This window comes from Photobacterium profundum (assembly GCF_003026285.1).
GTDB classification, from domain to species: Bacteria; Pseudomonadota; Gammaproteobacteria; order Enterobacterales; family Vibrionaceae; genus Photobacterium; species Photobacterium profundum.
This window is the reverse complement of sequence record NZ_PYOD01000001.1, coordinates 744275-765848: the sequence shown is the minus strand read 5'-3', so window position 1 is coordinate 765848 and position 21574 is coordinate 744275. Positions and strand designations below refer to the sequence as shown.

Here is a 21574-nt window from a genome sequence, read left to right as displayed (position 1 = left end):
ATGTTTTTTTGTTTTTGGTTTTAGAGTATTTGACACGCAGAATGAAACTCTGTCAGGATGAGCTCAACAAGTTACTCGCTCTTGGTTTACTTTTTCTGTTTACATTTCAAACAGAGAGTTAGCCGAGGGAATATAAGAAAAGGAATTCTTTAAAAAGGAATTTCACTCTAAATAATAAAAGGCAGTGGATTATCATGAAAAAGACTCTTGTAGCACTAGCAGTTCTAACTGCAGCTGGTTCAGCAAATGCAGGCATCAACCTATATGATGCAGACGGCGTTAAAGTCGATATGTCTGGTGCGGCTGAAGTTCAGTACTTCCAAGGTTATGCAGCAGATAGCGATGCTAAAATCCGTTTGGATGATGGTGACCTAGCAATTAATACAACAATTGCAGTTTCTGATAAAATGAATGCTGTTGCAGGTATTGCATTCGAAATGGAATCTGGCGACGTTACTAACGACGAATTGTGGGTTGGTCTTGGTGGTGATTTCGGTACACTGACTATTGGTCGTCAATACTTACTTGTTGATGATTCAGGCATTGGTAAAGATTACGAGCTAGGTGGTGACGGTATTGATTTCGTTCAGGCGAACGGCGATCAAGTTATTAAGTACGTATTCGACAATGGTCAGTTCTATGGCGGTGCTGGTGCACTTCTAACTGAAACGAACCCAGCAGGTAATGCAGACGAAGCAACTGTTTATGAAGGTCGTTTAGGTGCGCGTTTCGGTAACTTCGATGCACGTGTTTACCTATACTCTGGTGATGACGTAAGCACTGACAAGTTCGATGTATTTGGTGGCTCAGCGGTTAACGTTAATATTGACGGTTACAACCTTGAAGCTGAATATGTAATGGATGCATTTGCATTCTCTGCTTCTTTCGGTCAGGTTGACTACGAGCTAGCTTCAGATACATCGCAGAAAGTTGATGCAGATACAGCAGCTCTAGCTGGTTCATACACTATGGACAAAACTACTTTTGCTCTAGGTTACACATACTGGGCACCTGAAGATGAAGACGTAAACGTATTCTACGCGAACGTTACTCAGCAGCTTCACAGCAACGTTAAAGTATACGGCGAAATCGGTACTTCAGATGAAAAAGATTCTGAGTTCGGTTACGTAGCTGGTATGGAAGTAACTTTCTAAGATTGATTCAATCGAAGAAAACTTCTTAAGAAAACCGCCTTCTTGGCGGTTTTCTGCTATCTAGACCACATTCATTTTGTTTCTCGTGATTTACTCTCTAATGTTATGAAGAGTGTTGTTACAGAGTAGTGGCAAAATGAATGGGTATATTATTTGCCGTTTTACGAAAGGATTTAACATGAAAAAATGTGTGCTTTTAACATCGTTGGCAATCATGGTGTTTACGACTGCTGGGGCGCAAGCTGCAACCCTGTCGACCAGTAAGAATATTGAGTTGTTAGTGGTTGATGGTAAGAAGGTGGAATCGTCTTTTTGGTCACCCACTGAAAGTGTGGAACTGGCCGATGGTAAACACCAAGTCGTTATTCGCTTTGATGGTGAAGTGAAAAATGGATCAAAAAATACCATTTATACCACACGCCCTTATTTGTTTGATGTGAATGTCGCAGATAAAGATGCCACTATTGTATTGCCCACATTAACGACACTTTCACAGACTACGGCTTATTTTGATCGTGGTGCTGATTGGGCTCTGGAATATACCGATGGCTCAAAAGAGGTGCTTAAAACGGTAGAACTGCAAGGTGATGGTTTTGGTTCTTACAGTAATATGGAAGAGCTAGTTGCTAAGTACAACAGCAAACATGGCATTGTATTTGAGCAAGGTTATGCGGTTGATTTAGAGCAAGTTGCAGTGAAGGTCGATGAGGCAGGAAAAATAGAGATTACGGGCGATTCTTTAACTCAGCTTAAAATGTGGTATACCAAGGCATCAGCCAAAGAGAAGAAAGCATTTAAGATCTGGGCTGCAGAGCATGACTTTAACTAACTGTAATGGTTAATAGGGGCAGGAGTACGAGTCCTTTATACGTACTTTGCTTTTAAACTGCTAACAAGGCAAGGGCGAGGAATCTAAAATGATTCGTTGCCCTTTTCTTGTTTAGCGAGGGACTGGCTATGGAATGCCTAGTCATGATGATAACGACTATGATCACGACAAGCATGGCAGCGCGGTTGTGCAGGATCGGCTTTTAGCTCTGATTCATCAATTTCTTCTTCGCAATCGACGCACAAGCCATACATGCCTAACTTTATTGAGTATACCGCAGCATCCACTTTTTCCATTCGAATAGCCAAATCAAACAAGTTAGGAATAAAAGAGGATTTTGCCATCATGATCAGGTTATTAAGATCGGCATTTTCAATAGTTAATGCTGATGGTACTAATGTATTGAGCTGCATTTCGTGTTTGAGGTCTTTTGAGAGCATCAGATGCTCTTGTTCTAGGTTACTTTGCAGTTCTTGGTAAATAATGTCTGACGTTGTCATAGCTGCTTTATTTTTTTAGTGGTGGTGAATTCAGTCTAGATCGCTTTTATTCTTTGATTGTGATTTGAATCAAACCTTTATGACTCTTTGCTCGAATACCCTCATTTTCCTTCGGTTTTTGTCACTTTCTTTATTCGCTATAGTAGCCAAACAATAAATGAAGTTCAAAGAAGCTTCGAATCGAAATTTTATCAGTCGCTAAAAATAGTCGAAGAAGGAAGTATAAAATGGAACAGGATTTTAAAGACCCATACAATTTCACCTATTTTGTTGGTTTTTTAGCAGTATTATTAATTCCAACTCTACCAGCAAGTTTAACATTAATCGGTATGTTTACGCGCTAATATTGTGCCAGCCATTTGTACAAGAGTTAAGAACTATGCATCTCGTTGTTGCGTGTTGTACAAATGGTTATCACGCCCTTATAACCGATATTTTGTCTCTTTTATCTCGTCTTATTATCGAATAATTTTAGGCTGCGTTTTTGTTACTTGCCTACAACCCAATAAATTCTCGCTGAAACGAGCACCCTGAGGTAACTTGGGTATAGAATCAAAAATGTCGTACTCTGGAGTAGATAATGAGGGATTTGATTAAACGGACATTGCTGATAACGATAGGTTGGATTTGTGTTGTACTCGGTGTTATCGGTATCTTTCTGCCTTTATTACCCACTACGCCATTTCTATTGTTAGCGAGTGCCTGTTTTATGCGAGGTTCGCCGCGTTTAAGTCGCTGGCTACATCAGCACCCTCATTTTGGTCCTATCTTGAATAATTGGCATCAGCATCGTGCTGTATCTGCTGTTGTAAAACGTCGTGCGAATATTTCGATAGTGCTTAGCTTTGCTTTTTCAATTTATATTGTTCCACTTCTTTGGCATAAAATGATGCTGATTGTGATCGCTGCGACACTCCTTATTTGGTTTAATCGATTGCCTGTAATGGAGTCGGTTGCTACAACTCAAGAAAAGCAATAAAATTGCCGGCTGTAAGAATACCAAACTGAACCATTCTCTTTGATTAAGCAGATAATCATTCAGTTTGGTATTTTTGTTTAAGCCTGCCAACGCTGGCATTTACTTCGCTTTTAGCATTCAACTCGTAGAGTGTATTGGGTGCGTGGAAAACTACTATGACTAAAGAAACAGTAAATAACGAACAACTAACGTTGATTAGAAACAGTATTAAATCGATTTCTGATTACCCTAAGCCTGGTATCTTATTTCGTGATGTAACAAGCCTGATGGAAGATCCTGAAGCTTATCGTGCCACTATGCAGGTATTGATTGAGCGTTACAGCAATAAAGGGATCACCAAGGTTATTGGTACTGAAGCGCGTGGTTTTCTGTTTGGTGCCCCTTTAGCATTAGAATTAGGCGTGGGCTTTGTACCTGTGCGTAAGCCGGGTAAATTACCGCGTGAAGTCATTTCTGAAAGCTATGAATTGGAATACGGTAAAGACATACTTGAAATTCATGTCGATGCAATTGTAGAAGGAGACAAGGTTCTGCTTGTTGATGATCTTCTGGCAACTGGCGGTACAATTGAAGCGACAACGAAGCTAGCACGCCGTTTAGGTGGTGTGGTTGAAGATGCTGCGTTCGTAATTAATTTACCAGACATTGGTGGCGAAGAGCGTTTAAAAACTATTGGCCTAAATGTATTTAGTATTTGTGATTTCGACGGCCATTAATGGTTGTTTGGATCATTAAACACAGTGATTACGATAGTTAATTATTCCCTCTAGCCAGAATTGTCTAAATCTGGCTAATGATTGGGCGCTCATCATTGCGCCCTCTCGCTCAAATACCCTCTCTGTGCTAGCATTGAATTCTTGATTTTGTAGGGCTATACGACATGAGTTATCAGGTTCTGGCACGGAAATGGCGACCGCATCAATTTAGTGATGTAGTAGGGCAGTCACATGTATTGACTGCGCTGTCTAACGCTCTCGCGCATAACCGTCTTCACCACGCATATTTATTTAGTGGCACTCGAGGTGTGGGCAAAACCACTATCGCCCGAATTTTTGCCAAAGGGCTTAATTGCGAACAAGGTGTTACAGCAACACCCTGCGGGCAATGTGGTACCTGTAAAGAAATTGATGAGGGACGTTTTGTTGATCTATTAGAGATCGATGCGGCATCAAGAACGAAAGTAGAAGATACGCGTGAGTTACTTGATAACGTTCAGTATAAGCCTGCTCGTGGCCGTTTTAAGGTGTACTTAATTGATGAAGTGCATATGCTATCTCGTCATAGTTTCAACGCCTTATTAAAGACGCTAGAAGAGCCACCGGAATACGTTAAATTCATTCTTGCAACTACTGATCCTCAAAAATTGCCAGTGACGATTTTATCTCGTTGTTTGCAGTTTCATCTAAAGCATTTAGATAATAATCAGATTCAAAGCCAGTTATCAAACGTATTAACTCAAGAAAACGTTGATTTTGAACCAAAAGCATTGAGCCTGTTATCACGTGCTGCTGAAGGTAGTATGCGTGATGCATTAAGTTTGACTGACCAAGCGATAGCGCTGGGTAATGGTCAGGTTCATGCTGATTCGGTTTCAATGATGTTGGGTACGTTAAATACAGATCAAGCATTATTTTTGTTAGAGGCTGTTTCTGGTGGTCAAGCGAATACAGCGATGGGTGGGCTTGAAGAACTCGCGAGTGTTGGTGTGGAATGGGACAGTTTACTGCGTGAATTATCTGCACAATTACACCGTGTTGCCATGCATCAGGCATTACCGGCTGCATTAGATATGAGTGCCCCCGATGCAGACCGTATTATTACGCTTAGTTCAGCAATGACCCCGCAAGATGTTCAGCTGTGTTATCAAATTGCATTGCAAGGCCGTCAAGATTTAGCGTTTGCACCTGATGGTCGTATAGGGCTTGAGATGGTGTTGTTGCGCATGTTGGCGTTCAGACCAGTATCGGGTAGTGGGATTACACCTCAATCAATTAATGTACCGGCAAGTGAGCCTGCTGCACAAACGATGCCGTCTGGAAGAGCACCTAATGCGCCTCAACAAGGTATGCAGCGTGTTCAAGCATTAAAAGCACAGATGGGATCGCAGCCACAAGCCGCTATTCCTCAAGTTACTGCACCACACGCTGCCGTTCCACAAGCCGTTACTTCGCAACATGGTGACCAACATTTAGCGGCTAGTCCAAGTTCTATTCAGGAATCAGCGGGTACAGTACCGGCTGAGCAGCATCAGCAATATCAGCAGCAAGTGCCGACGTCACAGGCTCCTTCTCGACAAGAGCCAACGCCGCCACCTGCACAGTACCAACAGCAAACTCCTCATTCAGAACAGTCTGCTGCATCACAAAATATACCGCCAGCACAACCACGTTCAGCAGCTTCTGGCTTACTGGCTGCGCGTAACAAGTTACGAAGCCAGTCAAAACGTGGTAATGAAGAGCACCCTGTAAAAAAGGGTGAACCGGCGCCAGCTAAAAAAGTCGCAACGAATGTGTTAGACCGTATTGCCAACAAGCATGCGGGGATGCGTGTTCCTACCACAGGAAACACTGCCACTAATAGTGCGATGCCGGCGTCGATGATAGCGACTCAAGCAAATGGTACTCAAGCGAATGTGCCAGAGAAAAAAGATGAGTATCAGTGGAAACCGCTGCAGCAGGTAGTACCTGAAGAAGATACCAAGCTTGAGGTTGCTCCGCGTAAATTAAAGCAAGCGTTAGAGCATGAAAAAACACCTGAAATGGCGAAATTACTTGTCAAAGAAGCGGCAAATCAGGATAGTTGGTCCGATTTAGTGACTAAGCTAAATGTAGGACGGTTAGTTCAACAGCTGGCGTTAAATTCAGCGTTTGAGCAAGATAATAATCAGGTTACTTTGTATTTACGCCAATCGCAGAGTCATCTAGATAACCCGAAAGCACGAGAGCAGCTGGCGCAAGCAATTGGCGAGCTACAGAGTGTAGACATTGATTTAAAGATTGAGCTAAGTGGTAAAGGTCAGACGCCACTAGAATGGCGAGAAGGGCTTTATCAGCAGAAGTTGGGTCGAGCAAAAGAAAGTTTAGAGAGTGATGCTAATGTCACTTTTATCCGCCAGCGCTTTGCAGCTGTGCTGGATGAAGACAGCATTAGGCCATTGTAATGTAGTAAATTGCTACAAAACATAATGAATTTCAACCAGACCAATAGAGAGAGATAATATGTTTGGTAAAGGTGGTATGGGTAACATGATGAAGCAAGCGCAGCAAATGCAAGAGCGCATGCAGAAAATGCAAGAAGAAGTCGCAAATATGGAAGTTACTGGTGAGTCTGGTGCTGGCCTTGTAAAAGTGACTATTACGGGCAATCACAGTGTTCGTCGTGTTCAGCTAGATGATAGCTTAATGGAAGACGACAAAGACATGTTAGAAGATCTTATTGCTGCGGCATTTAACGATGCTTCACGTCGTGTTGAAGAAACGCAGAAAGAAAAAATGGCAGGTGTTACTGGCGGTATGAATTTACCAGCTGGCTTTAAGATGCCATTTTAATCAATGCGAACCAGTCATTTACTGGAACAATTAATGGAGGCTTTACGTTGTCTACCTGGGGTTGGTCCCAAGTCGGCTCAGCGTATGGCCTTCAATTTGTTGCAGCGAAATCGCCAAGGCGGTTTACAGCTTGCTGATGCATTAAGTCGTGCAATGACTGATATTGGCCATTGCCGTGATTGTCGTACATTCACTGAAGATGATATTTGTGCTGTTTGTGCTAATCCTCGTCGTCAGGAAAATGGTCAGATCTGTGTGGTAGAAAGCCCTGCAGATATTGTTGCGGTTGAATCAACAGGGCAGTTCTCAGGCCGTTACTTTGTATTGATGGGTCACTTATCACCATTAGATGGTATAGGCCCTTCAGATATCGGTTTAGATACCCTTGAGTTCCGACTACAAAAAGAAACGATAGCTGAATTGATTTTGGCGACGAATCCTACTGTAGAGGGTGAAGCAACTGCGCATTATATTGCCGAGCTTTGCCATGAGTATGGTGTACCAGCAACGCGTATTGCACATGGTGTACCGGTCGGTGGTGAACTAGAACTGGTTGATGGAACAACCCTTTCTCATTCATTGGCGGGTCGCCAGAAACTGAACTAACTGCTTAGCACTGTACATTGGACCTTTCGATTGAATTGAACAGAGTTCGTAATAGATGCCAATCATAGAGATAATCTGTGATTGGTATTTTTTTGTCTTTTGGCTGTCACTTTAAAAAATATCAGTGTTTATTATTCTCTAATCTGGATATTTCCCCTCTCATCACATTACTCAATTTATGTAATTATCAACATAATTTCAAATGTTATAAATATCAACACTTTAGGTTCGTCCTTTAAGGCTATTGAGTTTTTTGTAGTTCTGTTTAGTTTTTATATCAGGTTAATTTCTAATGATAACTATATAAATAATGTTTAAGTCTGTTTTTCTTTATAAGTTGTTGTTATCTATTGTTTAATGTCTCCCATCATTGGAATGAAGTTTACAGCTAAGGAAGATGTTCCCAAGTATTCGACAGTGTGTGGCAGCACATTGACGAGGGATGAAGACATCAGGCTATTACCGATATTTTAATAAAACATAGTCAAGTGTATCTGGCCAAGTAAGGCTAATTATAAATACGCTGGCAATTAGGAGCTAACATGAAAAAGACAGTTGTAGCAGCCGTAATTGGTTCAGTAGTGGCGAGTGCTTCAGTTATAGTAAGTACATCTGCGATAGCGGCAGAGGTATATAGTGGCGATGAACTTGCAGTAAATGTATACGGTAACCTACGTGCTCGTTACGAAACGACAGATAACAACGTGATGGGAGCAGACAGTACGTTTACCGGTGAAGGTACAGAAATTGGCTTAGGTATGACGTACTTCCTAGCTAACGATATGTACGTAAACGGTGATGTGCTAACAGAAGTAAATATTATTCCTGAAAGTGGTGATGGTGATAACTTTGGTGACAGTGTCTTCTTGAAGTTTGGTTCAGTTGCGTTAGGTGGTAACTTCGGTGAAGTTCGTATCGGTCGTATGTCTGCGGTACAAGATACACTAGCAGGCCAGTACGATATTTCTTGGGAATATGCTGGTACTGCAAATATCAAGAATGATTGGTCAGCAACAGATCGCCTAACCAATGGTATTCAGTACAAATACGACATGTCTGATCTTGGTCTAACGTTTATGGCGCAATACCATACTGGCCAAGAATATGATGGGATTAACCTGAAAAATGAAGTAGAAATTGATCAAGCATTTGCTGGTGGTGTGGCATGGGCATCTGATTTTGGTCTAGGGCTATCGGGTACTTACACATACTCTGAACGTACTAAGACTGATGTTAAGTACGGCGGTGATGATGATACATCATGGACGTTAAACGCAACGTACGATATCGATGCATTATCTTTAGCTGCAATGTACTCTGATTATGATTTCGCAGGCGATAAGCAGACAGGTGTTGGTGCAATGGCACGTTACGACCTGCCTATGGGCTTAGGTCTATACGGTATCTATGATTATGTTGATTACGATACAGACAACAATAAACTTGACCAGTACACGATCGGTGCTGATTATTGGTTGAACGATAGTGTAGTATCTTATGCAGAATATGCAGATATGAGCTACGATAAGCAGTCATCAAATGGCAATACATTCCAAGATGACAGTGCATTTACTATCGGTATGCGCGTTTATTTCTAATTTAGCCCATCGATAATTAATTTGAACTAGCCTATAAAAGGAGCCTTATAGCTCCTTTTTTTATTCACCAGCGAAATCTATGTATAAAAAAACCACATCAAGTTGGATGTGGTTTTAGAAAAAAAGCAGTCTTTATATCATTTTACAATTGTCGTTATTCTTACAGTGAATACAAAATATTTGAACCGTAAGTTAAGCTTGTTAGCAACATTGATTTTTGATCGATAATATCAATACGACGGCTTTGTTGAGCATCCATACGGAAAATCTTTTTCACAATAGTAAGGTGCTGCTTTTGAAAGTCTTCATTTTTCCCTGAGGTAATATCTTTAAATTCGTCAGGTTCTGTCAATAAATACCCACCACTAATATCCCAGTTACCAGACTCAGAAATGTGTAATGTTAATGGTGATTCTTCATTACTGAATAATTTCATTAGTGTAATGCGCGAATATGTTTTATTGGGTAAATACACAACATGGCTCGTTTGCTCTACGCGACGTAGCATACCCAGTGTATCAAATTGCGTTTCTTCAATACGGCTCACTGTGGTCGATTGCCATTCACGAGACATCAGCAATTGTTCTAACTTAAAGTCACTTGAATAATAAAGCCAAGTGCTAAAGATTCCCGATATGAGTAAGACCATAAATGGCCAAAAGCGTTTGACAAAAGAGGGCATTTGGGGCGATTTATTTTTTATTGGCATAGCTTCGAATTATCCTCTTGGCTTGTTAGCAGGCGAAGCGTTACATTTTCATTTGGCACTGATGTGTCGTGAATATAATTCAACCAAATTGAGTTGTTTTGACCCCCAGTTACAATGATATCAACTGGGCGAATTTTATCTTGATGGCTTTCTAAATAGGTTGTTACGCACTCTGAAATCATCGGTTTCCAATCACTAAGAACAGGATGAATCTTTGTCGTTGATACGGTTATGCCATCTACAGTTAGTAGTGGTGCAAACGCTTCTGATTTAGGTGGAAAACTAAGGTTAACCAGTAGGGGTAATAGACATGCGAGCACTAGAGCGCCCCAGCCTAATACCATGTTTTTCTGTGCTGGCACAGCAGCAGTAGTAACAGTCGCCTTGCCTGATGAATGACTAACGTGTGCTATTGCAGTTGCGCTGTGGCGAACGCCATCTTGGTGATGGTTGTTCTCATCGGCAGAGTCTGGACTATCAGGTGTCTCTGCTACAGTATGTTCTGTATTGCTAGCCTCACTGCTGTATTCTTCAACAGGAGCGATCATTTGATAACCGCGTTTAGGTACCGTTTTTATAAAATCTGGTGACTTTGTCGAATCTTTTAATGCTTTACGCAGCGTTGAAATTGCTTGAGTTAAGCTTGAATCATCAACTTCAAAACCCTGCTCACGCCATACATAATCATGTAAGCGGTTACGAGTAATGATGGCGCCAGGGTCTTCAATTAGTAAACCTAGGGCTCGGCTTTCATTGCTACCTAAGCGTGTTAACTCATCACTTTCATGTTGATCGATCAGGCTATTATCGTAAGGGTCAAAAAGGAATCGTTGCCCGATCAAATATTTGGTGGAAATTTTAAGCATTTTTTGCCCCGGATATATAGTTTGTGCGTCTATATATCATATTTGTACTGAACACAGTCTGAATATAAAAAAATAAAAACACGTACTGAAAAAACCTAAAGAATATGAAAAGGTCCATTTTAGGTTGAAAATACATTATTTGACCATATATATCTAATGAATTACGTAAACTAACTGTTTCGGAGTACTCGATGAGCGAACAAGGTACACATATCAACAAGGAAACGCGTGGCTTTCAGTCTGAAGTCAAACAATTACTTCATTTGATGATTCATTCTTTATATTCGAATAAAGAGATTTTTTTGCGTGAGTTGATTTCTAATGCGTCGGATGCTGCAGATAAGCTTCGCTTCCGTGCTTTGTCTCAACCTGATTTATTTGAAAATGATGCCGATATCGGTGTGAAATTATCATTCAATGCAGAAGCGGGCACGCTAACCGTTAGCGATAATGGCATTGGTATGAATCGTGATGATGTTATTGAACATCTAGGTACGATTGCAAAATCAGGTACAAAAGACTTCTTTTCTAAATTGACCAACGATGAATCAAAAGATTCGCAATTAATTGGTCAGTTTGGTGTTGGTTTTTATTCTTCTTTTATCGTGGCTAAATCAGTAACGGTTAACACACGAGCTGCGGGTGAAACTGCAGATAAAGGTGTAAGTTGGACATCTGAAGGTGAAGGCGACTACACCGTTGAAGATATCAATAAAACAACACGCGGTACGGATATTATTCTGCATTTGCGTGATGATGAAACTGAATTCTTAAACGAGCACCGTTTACGTGACATCATCGGTAAGTATTCTGATCATATTGGCATTCCTGTTCATATCTTAGTGACTGAAAACGATGATGAAGGAAAACCGACAGGCAGTAAGTGGGAGCAAATAAATAAAGCTCAAGCCTTATGGACACGTAATAAATCAGAAGTAACAGAAGAGGAATATAAAGAATTCTACAACCATGTTTCTCATGACTTTGCTGAGCCATTAACGTGGAGCCACAACCGTGTAGAAGGTACGCAAGATTACACAAGCTTGTTGTATGTTCCATCTGCAGCCCCGTGGGACATGAACAATCGCGATAGCAAGCATGGTCTTAAGCTATACGTTCAGCGTGTGTTTATCATGGATGATGCTCAGCAGTTTATGCCAAGCTACCTACGTTTCATGCGTGGTCTGATTGATTCAAATGATTTACCGCTAAACGTTTCTCGTGAAATCTTGCAAGATAACAAGGTTACTCAAGCGCTACGTAAAGCATGTACGAAGCGTGCACTTAGCATGTTGGATCGTATGGCAAAGAACGATGCAGAAAAATATCAGACTTTTTGGACTGAATTTGGTCAAGTGCTAAAAGAAGGCCCTGCTGAAGATTTCTCGAATCGAGAAAAAATTGCTAATTTACTTCGCTTTAGTTCTACAGAGAACGATACAGCTGATCAAACAGTATCTTTAGCTGATTACGTATCACGTATGAAAGAAGATCAAGAGAAAATTTATTTCTTAACGGCTGACAGCTTTACTGCTGCAAAGAATAGCCCTCACCTTGAGCAATTTCGCGCGAAAGGTTTAGAGGTTATTTTAATGCACGATCGTATTGATGAATGGTTGATGAGCCAATTACCTGAATTCGACGGTAAGCAGTTCCAAGCAATTACCAAAGCAGATCTTGATCTTTCTAAGTTTGAAAACGAAGAAGATAAAGAAAAGCAAAAAGAAGCAGAAGAAGAATTCAAATCAGTTGTTGAACGTGCAAAAGGTTACCTTGGTGCTCGTGTTAAAGACGTGCGCACAACGTTCAAGCTACATGATACGCCAGCAGTTGTTGTAACCGACGAAAATGAGATGGGCACACAGATGGCAAAATTACTTGCTGCTGCTGGTCATGATGCACCTGAAGTGCAGTACATTTTCGAGATTAACCCAGAGCATGGTTTAGTGAAGCAAATGGCGAACGAAGCGGATGAAGAAACATTCGGTCGTTGGGTTGAGCTGTTACTTGGCCAAGCGATGTTAGCTGAGCGTGGTTCATTAGAAGACCCATCACAGTATGTTGCTGCGGTGAACAAGCTTTTGATTAAGGCCTAATCGCTTTTATGCCTGATACTGATTATCTTAGTATCAGGCATTGTTTGTTTTCGTTTTTGTATCAAATTGTATTCTGATAACGCATGTAATCGCAGGCAAGACGGGCTCTAGGCTTGCGAGTAGGGGCTATTCAGTGTATTTTCCATGTCTTCAAAGTTACCCTTTTTAAATCCGATGTTTTTTAGCGTTATTTAAATTACAGGTTTTAAAAACGATAACTTTGTAAAACTACAGTTTATTTTTTAAAGGGGATCAAGATGCGCATCATTCTTCTGGGCGCTCCAGGTGCAGGTAAAGGTACACAGGCACAATTCATCATGGAGAAGTTTGGCATTCCACAAATTTCTACTGGTGACATGTTACGCGCAGCGATCAAAGCGGGTACTGAGCTAGGTAAACAAGCGAAGTCAGTTATTGACGCTGGTCAGTTGGTGTCTGATGATATCATCCTTGGTCTGGTTAAAGAGCGTATTGCCCAAGACGATTGTGCAAAAGGTTTTTTACTTGACGGCTTCCCTCGCACAATTCCTCAGGCTGATGGCTTGAAAGAAGTGGGCGTTGTTGTTGATTACGTAATTGAGTTCGATGTTGCTGACAGTGTAATTGTTGAGCGTATGGCGGGTCGTCGTGCTCACCTTGCATCAGGTCGTACTTATCACAGTGTTTACAACCCACCAAAGGTTGAAGGCAAAGATGACGTAACTGGCGAAGATCTTGTTATCCGCGAAGATGACAAAGAAGAGACAGTGCGTGCTCGTTTAGGTGTATACCATAACCAAACAGCACCATTGATTGCTTACTACGGTAAAGAAGCAGAAGCTGGCAACACACAGTACCTGAAGTTTGACGGTACTAAAGCGGTTGCAGAAGTTAGCGCTGAGTTAGAAAAAGCACTAGCATAATTATTGGTTTTATTACCAGTAAGAAAAAGCGAGTAAACCTTTAGGTTACTCGCTTTTTTTATGTCCTTATTTTAGCAGATCAGGGCGTTGATCTAGGTGATTTAGGAATAATGGTATATATATCGTTGATTCAGTAATTGAAAAGGCAATATCAAACGTTATATTTTCTTTGGTTTATAAAGCTTGAATTCGTCGCTTAATGATAAGATAGACTTATTCTTGATTTTGATGAATGTGCAGTGGGTGGCAATGAAAAATAATAACTATGGCGTCTTATTAGTCAATTTAGGCACGCCCGATGAAGCATCGTCGGCGGCAATCAAGCGTTTCTTAGCTGAATTCCTGCATGATAAGCGTGTTGTTGATATGACCCGTTGGCTTTGGTGCCCTATTTTACATGGTGTTATTTTACCCATTCGCTCGCCTAAAGTAGCCAAGCTTTATCAGTCAGTATGGATGGAAGAGGGTTCTCCGTTAATGGTGTATTCTCTGCGTCAGCGACAAGCGCTAGAAAAACAGCTAAATGTGCCAGTGGCACTCGGTATGACGTATGGTACGCCAAGCATTTCAACGGGTTTAGCCGAATTAAAGCAGCAAGGCTGCGACAACGTGGTGGTATTGCCTTTGTACCCTCAATATTCGGGTACAACCACAGCTGCTGTTTTTGATCGTATTGCAAAAGAGCTAAAACAACAGCCTTATATTCCAGAGTTACGTTTTATTAATCATTACTTTGATCACCCTGATTATATTGATGCGTTAGCACTATCTGCTTCAGAGTTCTGGGCTGAAAACGGTAAGCCAGATTATTTACTGTGTTCTTATCATGGTATTCCCAAACGTTATGCAGATAACGGTGATCCGTACCCTAAGCATTGTCATACTACAACCGAAAAACTGGCTGAAAAGCTGGCAATGCCTCGTGAAAATATGAGTATGAGTTACCAATCAATTTTCGGTCGTGAAGAATGGTTGCAGCCATATACTGAAGCGACTATTGAAGCATTGGCTAAAAAAGGCGTTAAACGGTTAGACGTTATGTGTCCTGCTTTTTCTGTTGATTGTTTAGAGACATTGGAAGAAATTGCAGAGCAATGCAAAGAAACCTTTATAAACGCTGGGGGCGAAGTTTTTAATTTGATTCCATGTTTAAACGATAACGAAGCACATATTCGCATGATGGAAAATTTGGTTATTCAGCACACTCAGGGTTGGTAGCAAAGGTTTGCGTCGTTGAGATATCTTTATTGAGCTCTTAAAAACTGTGAGAGCTCAGTATTTTTTGTACTATATTGTGTGATAGAATCCACAAAAATCTCACAACAGACAGCCCATTTACATGAAATTTCCAGGCCAACGAAAATCAAAGCATTACTTTCCAGTACATGCTCGTGATCCGCTTTTAAGTCAAACGAAACAAGAAAAGCGTTTAACTCGTACTCATGTGGTCGGTATTGATCAGACTTTGGTTGATATTGAAGCGTATGTTGATGACGAATTCCTGGAACGCTATGAGCTAAGTAAAGGGCACTCGCTTGTCATCACTGATGAAAAAGCAGAAGAGCTATACCGTGAATTAAAAGACAATAATCTCATTACGCATGAATTTGCGGGTGGCACGATTGGCAATACATTACACAACTACTCTGTATTGGCTGATGATAAATCAGTGCTATTAGGTGTTATGAGCAAAGATATTGAAATTGGTAGCTATGCATACCGTTATCTTTGTAATACCTCTAGCCGTATGGATATGAACTTCCTTCAACCTGTAGTGGGTCCTATTGGCCGTTGTTTTGCGCTAATGTCTAAAGATGGTGAACGTACTTTCGCCATAAATGAAGGACGCATGAACCAACTGCATCCTGATAATATTCCTGAGTCTATTTTCGAAACAGCTGCAGCACTTGTGCTAACGGCTTACCTTGTTCGTTGTAAAGATGGTGACCCAATGCCAGAAGCAACGATGCGAGCGATCGAATTTGCCAAGAAATATGATGTACCTGTTGTACTTACGCTGGGTACAAAGTTTGTTATCGAAGATGATCCACAATGGTGGCGTGACTTTCTTCGTGAGCATGTGACTGTTGTTGCGATGAACGAAGATGAAGCTGAAGCACTTACTGGAGAGTCAGATCCATTAGTTGCTTCAGATAAGACTCTGGAATGGGTTGATCTTGTTTTATGTACCGCGGGTCCTGTTGGTCTTTATACTGCAGGCTACACAGAAGATACTGCGAAGCGTGAAACTAGCTTACCATTGTTACCGGGTGAAATTGCTGAATTTAACCGTTATGAATTTAGCCGCCCAATGCTGAAAACAGAATGTGAAACGCCAATTAAAGCGTATTCGCACATTGCACCTTACATGGGTGGCCCAGAGCGTATTAAGAATACCAATGGCGCGGGTGATGGCGCACTATCAGCACTGCTGCATGATATGTCTGCCAATCATTACCACAAAGAGAATGTGCCGAATTCAAGTAAGCATCAGCAGAGCTTCCTAACGTATTCTTCATTCTCACAGGTATGTTTATATGCAAACCGAGTGAGCTACGAAGTGCTTGCACAGCACTCTCCGCGTCTTTCTCGTGGCTTGCCTGAGCGTGAAGATAGTCTGGAAGAAGCATACTGGGAGCGTTAAGTTTCAGTATAGAGTTATGAGTTTCTAGAACCGAGTTTCGAGAATAAAAAAACCGCCGAAGATGGCGGTTTTTTTATTTTATATCTGCGCTAATTTGAACAAAGAAGAGGGGAGAGTGTAAACTCGCCTCTCTATATGCTTTTATTTATAAGCTTCGTTGTGAACGGCTGCAATAGCGCGTCCTGAAGGATCTGCACTGTTCTTGAAACTCTCATCCCACTCTATAGCTTTAGCGCTTGAGCATGCGATTGACGGGCCACCAGGAACACACTTGGCAGCGCTTTCTAGTGGAAATAGCTCTTCAAAGATTTCACGGTACATATAGCCTTCTTTGGTTGTTGGCGTGTTGTACGGGAATCGGAAGCTCGCTGTCTCTAGTTGTTGCTCAGTGACTTTAGCTTCAGCGACTTCTTTTAGACTATCAATCCAGCTATAGCCTACACCATCAGAAAACTGTTCTTTTTGGCGCCATGCAACTGATTCTGGTAGGTGATCTTCAAAACACTCACGTAGGATATGCTTTTCCATCTTACCGTTGCCACACATCTTATCTTCTGGGTTAATGCGCATTGCAACTTCTAAGAATTCTTTATCTAAGAAAGGTACACGTGCTTCAATGCCCCAAGCCGCCATCGATTTGTTTGCTCGAGCACAGTCAAACATGTTCAACGCTAGTAGCTTACGTACTGTTTCTTCATGGAATTCACGCTTGTTAGGTGCTTTGTGGAAGTATAAGTAGCCACCGAATACTTCGTCGGCGCCCTCACCAGAAAGTACCATTTTAATGCCCATTGCACGGATTTTTCGTGACATTAAATACATAGGTGTCGATGCACGAATTGTTGTTACATCGTATGTTTCAATGTGGTAAATCACGTCACGAATTGCATCGATACCTTCTTGAATCGTGTAAGTCAGCTCGTGGTGAACAGTGCCAATACTATCTGCGACAACTTTTGCAGCTTTAAGGTCTGGCGCATTTTCTAGGCCGACAGCAAAAGAGTGCAATGTTGGCCACCAAGCTTGCGATTTCTCATCATCTTCAATACGACGAGCAGCAAATTTCTTGGTGATAGCTGAAATAATCGATGAATCTAATCCGCCAGAAAGTAGTACACCATAAGGTACATCTGTCATTAATTGGCGTTTAACTGCACTTTCTAGTGCATCTTTTAGCGCCACTTTGTCTGTTGGTGCATCAGCAACCGTCTCAAATTCCATCCAGTCACGTTTGTAGTAACGTGTTGGTTCCCCTTTCTTGCTCCATAGAAAGCTTCCAGGAGGGAATTCACTGATGGTTTTACAGATTGGTACAAGTGCTTTCATTTCAGACGCAATATAATAGTTACCATGTTCGTCATAACCTTGGTATAGCGGGATAATACCAATATGGTCACGTCCGATTAAATACGCATCTTCAACCGCATCATAAAGAATAAAGCCAAAGATACCGTTTAGGTAATCAAGCAGTTCAGGCCCTTTCTCTTTATATAGAGCTAAAATGATTTCACAATCAGATTCGGTTTGGAAAGGGTAGTCTGGTGCAAATTCTGCACTTAATTCCTTGTGGTTATAAATCTCACCATTAACCGCTAAAACATGTGTTTTATCTTGGTTGTAAAGTGGCTGCTCGCCGCTATTCAAATCCACAATTGCTAGGCGTTCATGCACAAGAATTGCTTTATCCGATGAATAGATACCTGACCAATCAGGACCACGGTGACGCATCTTTTTTGACATTTCTAGTGCAGTCGCACGCAATGTTGATGGATCACTTTTAATGTCTAAGATACCAAATACTGAACACATACTTTCCACTCCAACCAAACGGTTTTAATTCTATCCCTAAATTCTTTCGGGTTAAGATTCCAGCGTCTAGTTAGATTTATAGACGGCTTTCATCTTTTCCCTTTCTGATTGTTAAAATTGCGTATTCTGTAAGTAAATGCAATAAAAAACATTCGTTCAGTTAAAGAAAATAGCCTGTAGTGAATATCATTCAGTTAAATTGATTTTTTCCGAATTAAATCTAATTGTGGTCGTTTTTTCGTACGAAAAAACAAACGGCAGCCGAAGCTGCCGTTGATTTGTTTATGGGGCTTTCTTATCCCGAGTTGAGGTTAAATAGGTTTAATCTTTGGTTCTAAGTGCTCACATACATGGCGAGCAAAACCACTTCCTGCTTCGTTGTAGATATTAAAAGCGGCATCTACGCCTAGCTCATGAAGCAGTTCTTCATCGTCATTATATTTAGCAATAGCTGCCACTTTCCCATCGAAACTACGCAAGTTAACCTGTTCTAAAGCAAAGGTATTTGCTTGGCTATGTGGCATTGCCAATAAAATTAATTTAATACGGTGATTAGCGATGACTCTTGCCCAAAAGTCGGGGTCAGTGGCGTCACCATGAATGACATTACGTCCTTCATTGCGATGATTCAGTGCTGAATCTTCACGGTTTTCAACACCAATGACTTGCTTTCCATAACGGATAACAAGCTCATCGTAGGCACCAGTGCCAATACGACCCATACCTAAAATGAGTATTTTTGCATCACCTAGATCAATGAGCTGATCATTTGCGTTGAGCTTTTCAGGGGCATATTCTTTGAGCCATTTTGATGCCTCTGTATAAAGTCGATGTCCCATACTGTTGAGTGGTGCTGCAATTAAGAATGATAACGATACAGCAATGGCGATGGCGACAAGGAAGTTGCCTGGTAACCAGCCTAGCTTGTATGCCATGCCACTCACAATAAGTCCAAATTCACTGTAGTTAAATAACGTGAGTGTACCCAATAAAGATGTACGAACACGATAGCGACTAAAGTTGAAGATAACGTAATAAAGTAATCCTTTAATCGGTAATAGCAGTAGTAATAGAATTGCCATTAAAAAGCCATCAAACGTTGGTTGTTCTGCTAAGCCTATATTGAGGAAGAAGCAGACGAGTAATAACTCTTTTAAATTAAAGAGGGTTTTCGACATTTCTGATGCTTTAGGGTGAGCGGCTAGCATCATGCCAAGAATTAGTGCACCAAGATCGGCTTTCATGCCGACTAATTCAAATAAACCCGCGCCTGCAACTAATGCAAGGAAAATAGCATAAAGTACGAGCATTTCACCGTGCCCAGCTTTATCCAAAACTTTGAACATAAGTGGTCGCAATAAAGGAAGGGCAAATAAACCTAGTGCTGTAATTTCGGGTATTTTACCGGTTGAAAAAGTGAGGAAAAGAACGGCAAAAATATCCTGCATAATGAGGATACCAATGGCGAGAGTACCGTATGTTGCGTTGAGCTCTCCTTTTTCTTGTAATGCTTTTATCGCAAATACCGTACTTGAAAACGAGAGCGCAAAAGCCAGCAGTGCGAGTTGCATTAGTTCTAAGTCAGCCAGCATGCCAATGCCTAGCTGTTTAAAACCCAGTAACGCCAACGTAAATAATGCTGTAGACAGTAAATTATGAAGTGTTGCCCCTCCCCAAATTTCTTTGGCTAGTAGCGTTTTTACATCAAGTTTCAAACCAATGGTGAACAATAAAAGTGTTACACCAAGATCAGCTAATACTGTAAGCGTTTCGGTTGAATGAAAGCCAGCACTATTAAGGGCAAAGCCCGCCAATAAAAAGCCCACTAAGGGAGGAAGTTTGCACCTCAAGGCAATGAAGCCTGCAAGAAATGCGGCAATAACGAAAACGAGTTCCATAGCCGGAGTGACAATCCTTTAATTTAGAGCTTAAAATATAATATAGTTCTAACGGTGCTTTTTGAGTGCCCATTAGTATCATCGATATAATATTTAAGCTTCAGCTGATGTTTTGCGCGTAATATAGCATAAGGGGGAATGTCTGTCTGACACTCCCCCTTAAAAATAAATTGTTACAAATTAATTAGCTATATTAAGTCAGCATTAATTTATGAGCACTATCAGTCTTCTAATAGTCGTTGTAGAAGTACACCATTTAGCATAGCACGCTTAATCATAGAGAAAGCGCCAATGGTAGGTTGGTTGTATAGCTCCGATGCAACGATTGGTAAGTCTTTATTAAATGTAGAAAGTGATTGAGTTTCAACGCAACGTCGGATAGCAGGGAAAACCACCTTTTTTGCTTGAGTAATATTACCCGCGATCACTATTTTTTGAGGGTTGAATAAGTTGATTGTCATCGCTAAGGCTTTGCCTAGCTGATTCCCCACTTTAATTAATGCCTGGCTTGCAAGTTCGTCACCGTTGTTTGCCGCCTCACAAATTGACAGCATCGTAATGCCATCTAACTCTTGTAAGCTACTTGGATAGCCTTGATCTAGAAGTGCTTGAACGTGTGTAACAACTGCAGGATCTGAAGCTACTGTTTCTAAGCAACCAAAGTTACCACATTGGCATTTATCACCAAGAGGGTCGATTTGAATATGTCCGATTTCACCAACGTTACGATTAAACCCAAGAAATACCTGACCATTAACGATAATACCGGCACCAGTACCATGGTGCATACTGACAAGAATTGAGTCTTTGCAGTCTTTGCTTGAGCCGAAGTAATGCTCAGCAAGTGCTAAGCCTCTGATATCATTGCCAACAAAACAAATCACACCAAAATTATCTTTGATTGTACCTGCTAATGGGAAATTATCGACATCGATATGAGGCATGTATTCAACAATGCCTTTTTCAGGGTTAATTAAACCTGGCAGTGTAATACCAAAAGCAACAAGTTCTTTTATTACGTTCTGATTACCGGAAATAAACCGACGAATATGGCTTAATAATCCATCTGTCAGTTCTTGTTGGGTCGTGTAATAGAAATTATGCGCAGCACTTGTAATATGCTTACCACTGAGGTCATACAGCGTAATCTCGATATAATTTCGTCCAAGGCGAATTGCAATGGAGTGGAAAGCGGCTGACTCAGTTGTCAGCGAAATAGCACGTCTACCACCGGTAGAGGCTTGTTGCGCGACCTCTTTTATTAAGCCGCGCTCAAGCAACTGGCGGGTAATCTTAGTAACACTTGCAGGCGCAAGCTGACTCACGTCTGCAACCTGAATCCGTGATATAGGGCCTTGCAAGTCTATTAATCTGTAAACAGCTGCACTGTTAAGCTGTTTAACCAGATCTACATTACCAATTTGTCCGCCTGTCAT

Annotated in this window: 18 protein-coding genes; 12 read left to right on the top strand and 6 right to left on the bottom strand. The window is 41.2% G+C overall.

What is annotated here, in order from left to right:
• Positions 1–194: 194 nt before the first annotated feature.
• Both C9J48_RS03320 and C9J48_RS03315 read left to right on the top strand, forming a co-directional pair.
• Positions 195–1154: a porin gene (locus tag C9J48_RS03320; protein ID WP_006231076.1), complete on the top strand. Its 960-nt coding sequence runs from the start codon at positions 195–197 to the stop codon at positions 1152–1154.
• A 178-nt stretch (positions 1155–1332) separates the two neighbouring features.
• Positions 1333–1983, top strand: a complete 651-nt coding sequence (locus tag C9J48_RS03315; RefSeq protein WP_006231077.1) for a YccT family protein — start codon at positions 1333–1335, stop codon at positions 1981–1983.
• A gap of 137 nt (positions 1984–2120) precedes the next feature.
• On the opposite strand, the gene C9J48_RS03310 is transcribed toward C9J48_RS03315, so the two are convergent.
• Positions 2121–2483: a TraR/DksA C4-type zinc finger protein gene (locus C9J48_RS03310; RefSeq protein WP_006231078.1), complete on the bottom strand. Its 363-nt coding sequence runs from the start codon at positions 2481–2483 to the stop codon at positions 2121–2123.
• A gap of 580 nt (positions 2484–3063) precedes the next feature.
• Between C9J48_RS03310 and C9J48_RS03305 the strand changes: the two genes are divergently transcribed.
• The 6 genes from C9J48_RS03305 to C9J48_RS03280 all read left to right on the top strand — a co-directional run bounded on the left by C9J48_RS03305 (position 3064) and on the right by C9J48_RS03280 (position 9214).
• Complete coding sequence (locus C9J48_RS03305; RefSeq protein ID WP_006231080.1) at positions 3064–3462, top strand: YbaN family protein; 399 nt, start codon at positions 3064–3066, stop codon at positions 3460–3462.
• Positions 3463–3617: 155 nt separating this feature from the next.
• Positions 3618–4178, top strand: coding sequence for an adenine phosphoribosyltransferase (gene apt / locus C9J48_RS03300; RefSeq protein WP_006231081.1), 561 nt, complete (start codon positions 3618–3620; stop codon positions 4176–4178).
• A gap of 164 nt (positions 4179–4342) precedes the next feature.
• Complete coding sequence (gene dnaX, locus C9J48_RS03295) at positions 4343–6622, top strand: DNA polymerase III subunit gamma/tau (protein ID WP_006231082.1); 2280 nt, start codon at positions 4343–4345, stop codon at positions 6620–6622.
• Positions 6623–6680: 58 nt separating this feature from the next.
• Entirely contained in the window at positions 6681–7010 is a 330-nt protein-coding gene (locus C9J48_RS03290; RefSeq protein WP_006231083.1) for a YbaB/EbfC family nucleoid-associated protein, read from the top strand.
• Between the two features lie 3 nt (positions 7011–7013).
• The gene (gene recR, locus C9J48_RS03285) at positions 7014–7616 is read left to right on the top strand and encodes a recombination mediator RecR (protein ID WP_006231084.1); all 603 of its coding nucleotides are present in this window, start codon (positions 7014–7016) and stop codon (positions 7614–7616) included.
• A 542-nt stretch (positions 7617–8158) separates the two neighbouring features.
• Positions 8159–9214 carry a porin gene (locus C9J48_RS03280; RefSeq protein ID WP_006231085.1) on the top strand — a complete coding sequence of 352 codons (1056 nt, stop codon included), beginning with the start codon at positions 8159–8161 and terminating at the stop codon, positions 9212–9214.
• 160 nt (positions 9215–9374) lie between these two features.
• On the opposite strand, the gene C9J48_RS03275 is transcribed toward C9J48_RS03280, so the two are convergent.
• A complete protein-coding gene (locus tag C9J48_RS03275) occupies positions 9375–9923 on the bottom strand; it encodes a regulatory protein ToxS (RefSeq protein ID WP_006231086.1) in 549 nt (182 codons plus the stop codon).
• Entirely contained in the window at positions 9914–10789 is an 876-nt protein-coding gene (locus C9J48_RS03270) for a winged helix-turn-helix domain-containing protein (RefSeq protein ID WP_006231087.1), read from the bottom strand. Before C9J48_RS03270 ends, C9J48_RS03275 begins: the two co-directional genes overlap by 10 nt.
• A gap of 191 nt (positions 10790–10980) precedes the next feature.
• Between C9J48_RS03270 and htpG the strand changes: the two genes are divergently transcribed.
• The 4 genes from htpG (at position 10981) to C9J48_RS03250 (ending at position 16431) form a co-directional block, all read left to right on the top strand.
• The gene (gene htpG / locus C9J48_RS03265) at positions 10981–12885 is read left to right on the top strand and encodes a molecular chaperone HtpG (RefSeq protein WP_006231088.1); all 1905 of its coding nucleotides are present in this window, start codon (positions 10981–10983) and stop codon (positions 12883–12885) included.
• 257 nt (positions 12886–13142) lie between these two features.
• Positions 13143–13787 (top strand): adenylate kinase, encoded by a 645-nt coding sequence (gene adk / locus C9J48_RS03260; RefSeq protein WP_006231089.1) that lies wholly within the window; start codon positions 13143–13145, stop codon positions 13785–13787.
• 249 nt (positions 13788–14036) lie between these two features.
• Entirely contained in the window at positions 14037–15005 is a 969-nt protein-coding gene (hemH, locus tag C9J48_RS03255; RefSeq protein WP_036803485.1) for a ferrochelatase, read from the top strand.
• 121 nt (positions 15006–15126) lie between these two features.
• Positions 15127–16431, top strand: a complete 1305-nt coding sequence (locus C9J48_RS03250) for an inosine/guanosine kinase (RefSeq protein WP_006231091.1) — start codon at positions 15127–15129, stop codon at positions 16429–16431.
• A gap of 141 nt (positions 16432–16572) precedes the next feature.
• On the opposite strand, the gene asnB is transcribed toward C9J48_RS03250, so the two are convergent.
• The 3 genes from asnB to nagC all read right to left on the bottom strand — a co-directional run bounded on the left by asnB (position 16573) and on the right by nagC (position 21574).
• Complete coding sequence (gene asnB / locus C9J48_RS03245) at positions 16573–18240, bottom strand: asparagine synthase B (protein ID WP_006231092.1); 1668 nt, start codon at positions 18238–18240, stop codon at positions 16573–16575.
• Positions 18241–18551: 311 nt separating this feature from the next.
• Positions 18552–20138, bottom strand: coding sequence for a cation:proton antiporter domain-containing protein (locus tag C9J48_RS03240; RefSeq protein ID WP_006231093.1), 1587 nt, complete (start codon positions 20136–20138; stop codon positions 18552–18554).
• A gap of 221 nt (positions 20139–20359) precedes the next feature.
• On the bottom strand, positions 20360–21574 hold the full coding sequence (nagC, locus tag C9J48_RS03235) for a DNA-binding transcriptional regulator NagC (protein ID WP_006231094.1): 1215 nt from the start codon (positions 21572–21574) through the stop codon (positions 20360–20362).

Bases quoted from the DNA above. Each gene is read 5' to 3' on its own strand.
- C9J48_RS03270 (WP_006231087.1), bottom strand. From the start codon at position 10,789: ATGCTTAAAATTTCCACCAAATATTTGATCGGGCAACGATTCCTTTTT.
- apt (WP_006231081.1), top strand. From the start codon at position 3,618: ATGACTAAAGAAACAGTAAATAACGAACAACTAACGTTGATTAGAAAC.
- C9J48_RS03280 (WP_006231085.1), top strand. From the start codon at position 8,159: ATGAAAAAGACAGTTGTAGCAGCCGTAATTGGTTCAGTAGTGGCGAGT.
- C9J48_RS03290 (WP_006231083.1), top strand. From the start codon at position 6,681: ATGTTTGGTAAAGGTGGTATGGGTAACATGATGAAGCAAGCGCAGCAA.
- C9J48_RS03305 (WP_006231080.1), top strand. From the start codon at position 3,064: ATGAGGGATTTGATTAAACGGACATTGCTGATAACGATAGGTTGGATT.
- recR (WP_006231084.1), top strand. From the start codon at position 7,014: ATGCGAACCAGTCATTTACTGGAACAATTAATGGAGGCTTTACGTTGT.
- C9J48_RS03250 (WP_006231091.1), top strand. From the start codon at position 15,127: ATGAAATTTCCAGGCCAACGAAAATCAAAGCATTACTTTCCAGTACAT.
- adk (WP_006231089.1), top strand. From the start codon at position 13,143: ATGCGCATCATTCTTCTGGGCGCTCCAGGTGCAGGTAAAGGTACACAG.
- C9J48_RS03275 (WP_006231086.1), bottom strand. From the start codon at position 9,923: ATGCCAATAAAAAATAAATCGCCCCAAATGCCCTCTTTTGTCAAACGC.
- asnB (WP_006231092.1), bottom strand. From the start codon at position 18,240: ATGTGTTCAGTATTTGGTATCTTAGACATTAAAAGTGATCCATCAACA.
- C9J48_RS03240 (WP_006231093.1), bottom strand. From the start codon at position 20,138: ATGGAACTCGTTTTCGTTATTGCCGCATTTCTTGCAGGCTTCATTGCC.
- C9J48_RS03320 (WP_006231076.1), top strand. From the start codon at position 195: ATGAAAAAGACTCTTGTAGCACTAGCAGTTCTAACTGCAGCTGGTTCA.
- dnaX (WP_006231082.1), top strand. From the start codon at position 4,343: ATGAGTTATCAGGTTCTGGCACGGAAATGGCGACCGCATCAATTTAGT.
- C9J48_RS03315 (WP_006231077.1), top strand. From the start codon at position 1,333: ATGAAAAAATGTGTGCTTTTAACATCGTTGGCAATCATGGTGTTTACG.
- nagC (WP_006231094.1), bottom strand. From the start codon at position 21,574: ATGACAGGCGGACAAATTGGTAATGTAGATCTGGTTAAACAGCTTAAC.
- htpG (WP_006231088.1), top strand. From the start codon at position 10,981: ATGAGCGAACAAGGTACACATATCAACAAGGAAACGCGTGGCTTTCAG.
- hemH (WP_036803485.1), top strand. From the start codon at position 14,037: ATGAAAAATAATAACTATGGCGTCTTATTAGTCAATTTAGGCACGCCC.
- C9J48_RS03310 (WP_006231078.1), bottom strand. From the start codon at position 2,483: ATGACAACGTCAGACATTATTTACCAAGAACTGCAAAGTAACCTAGAA.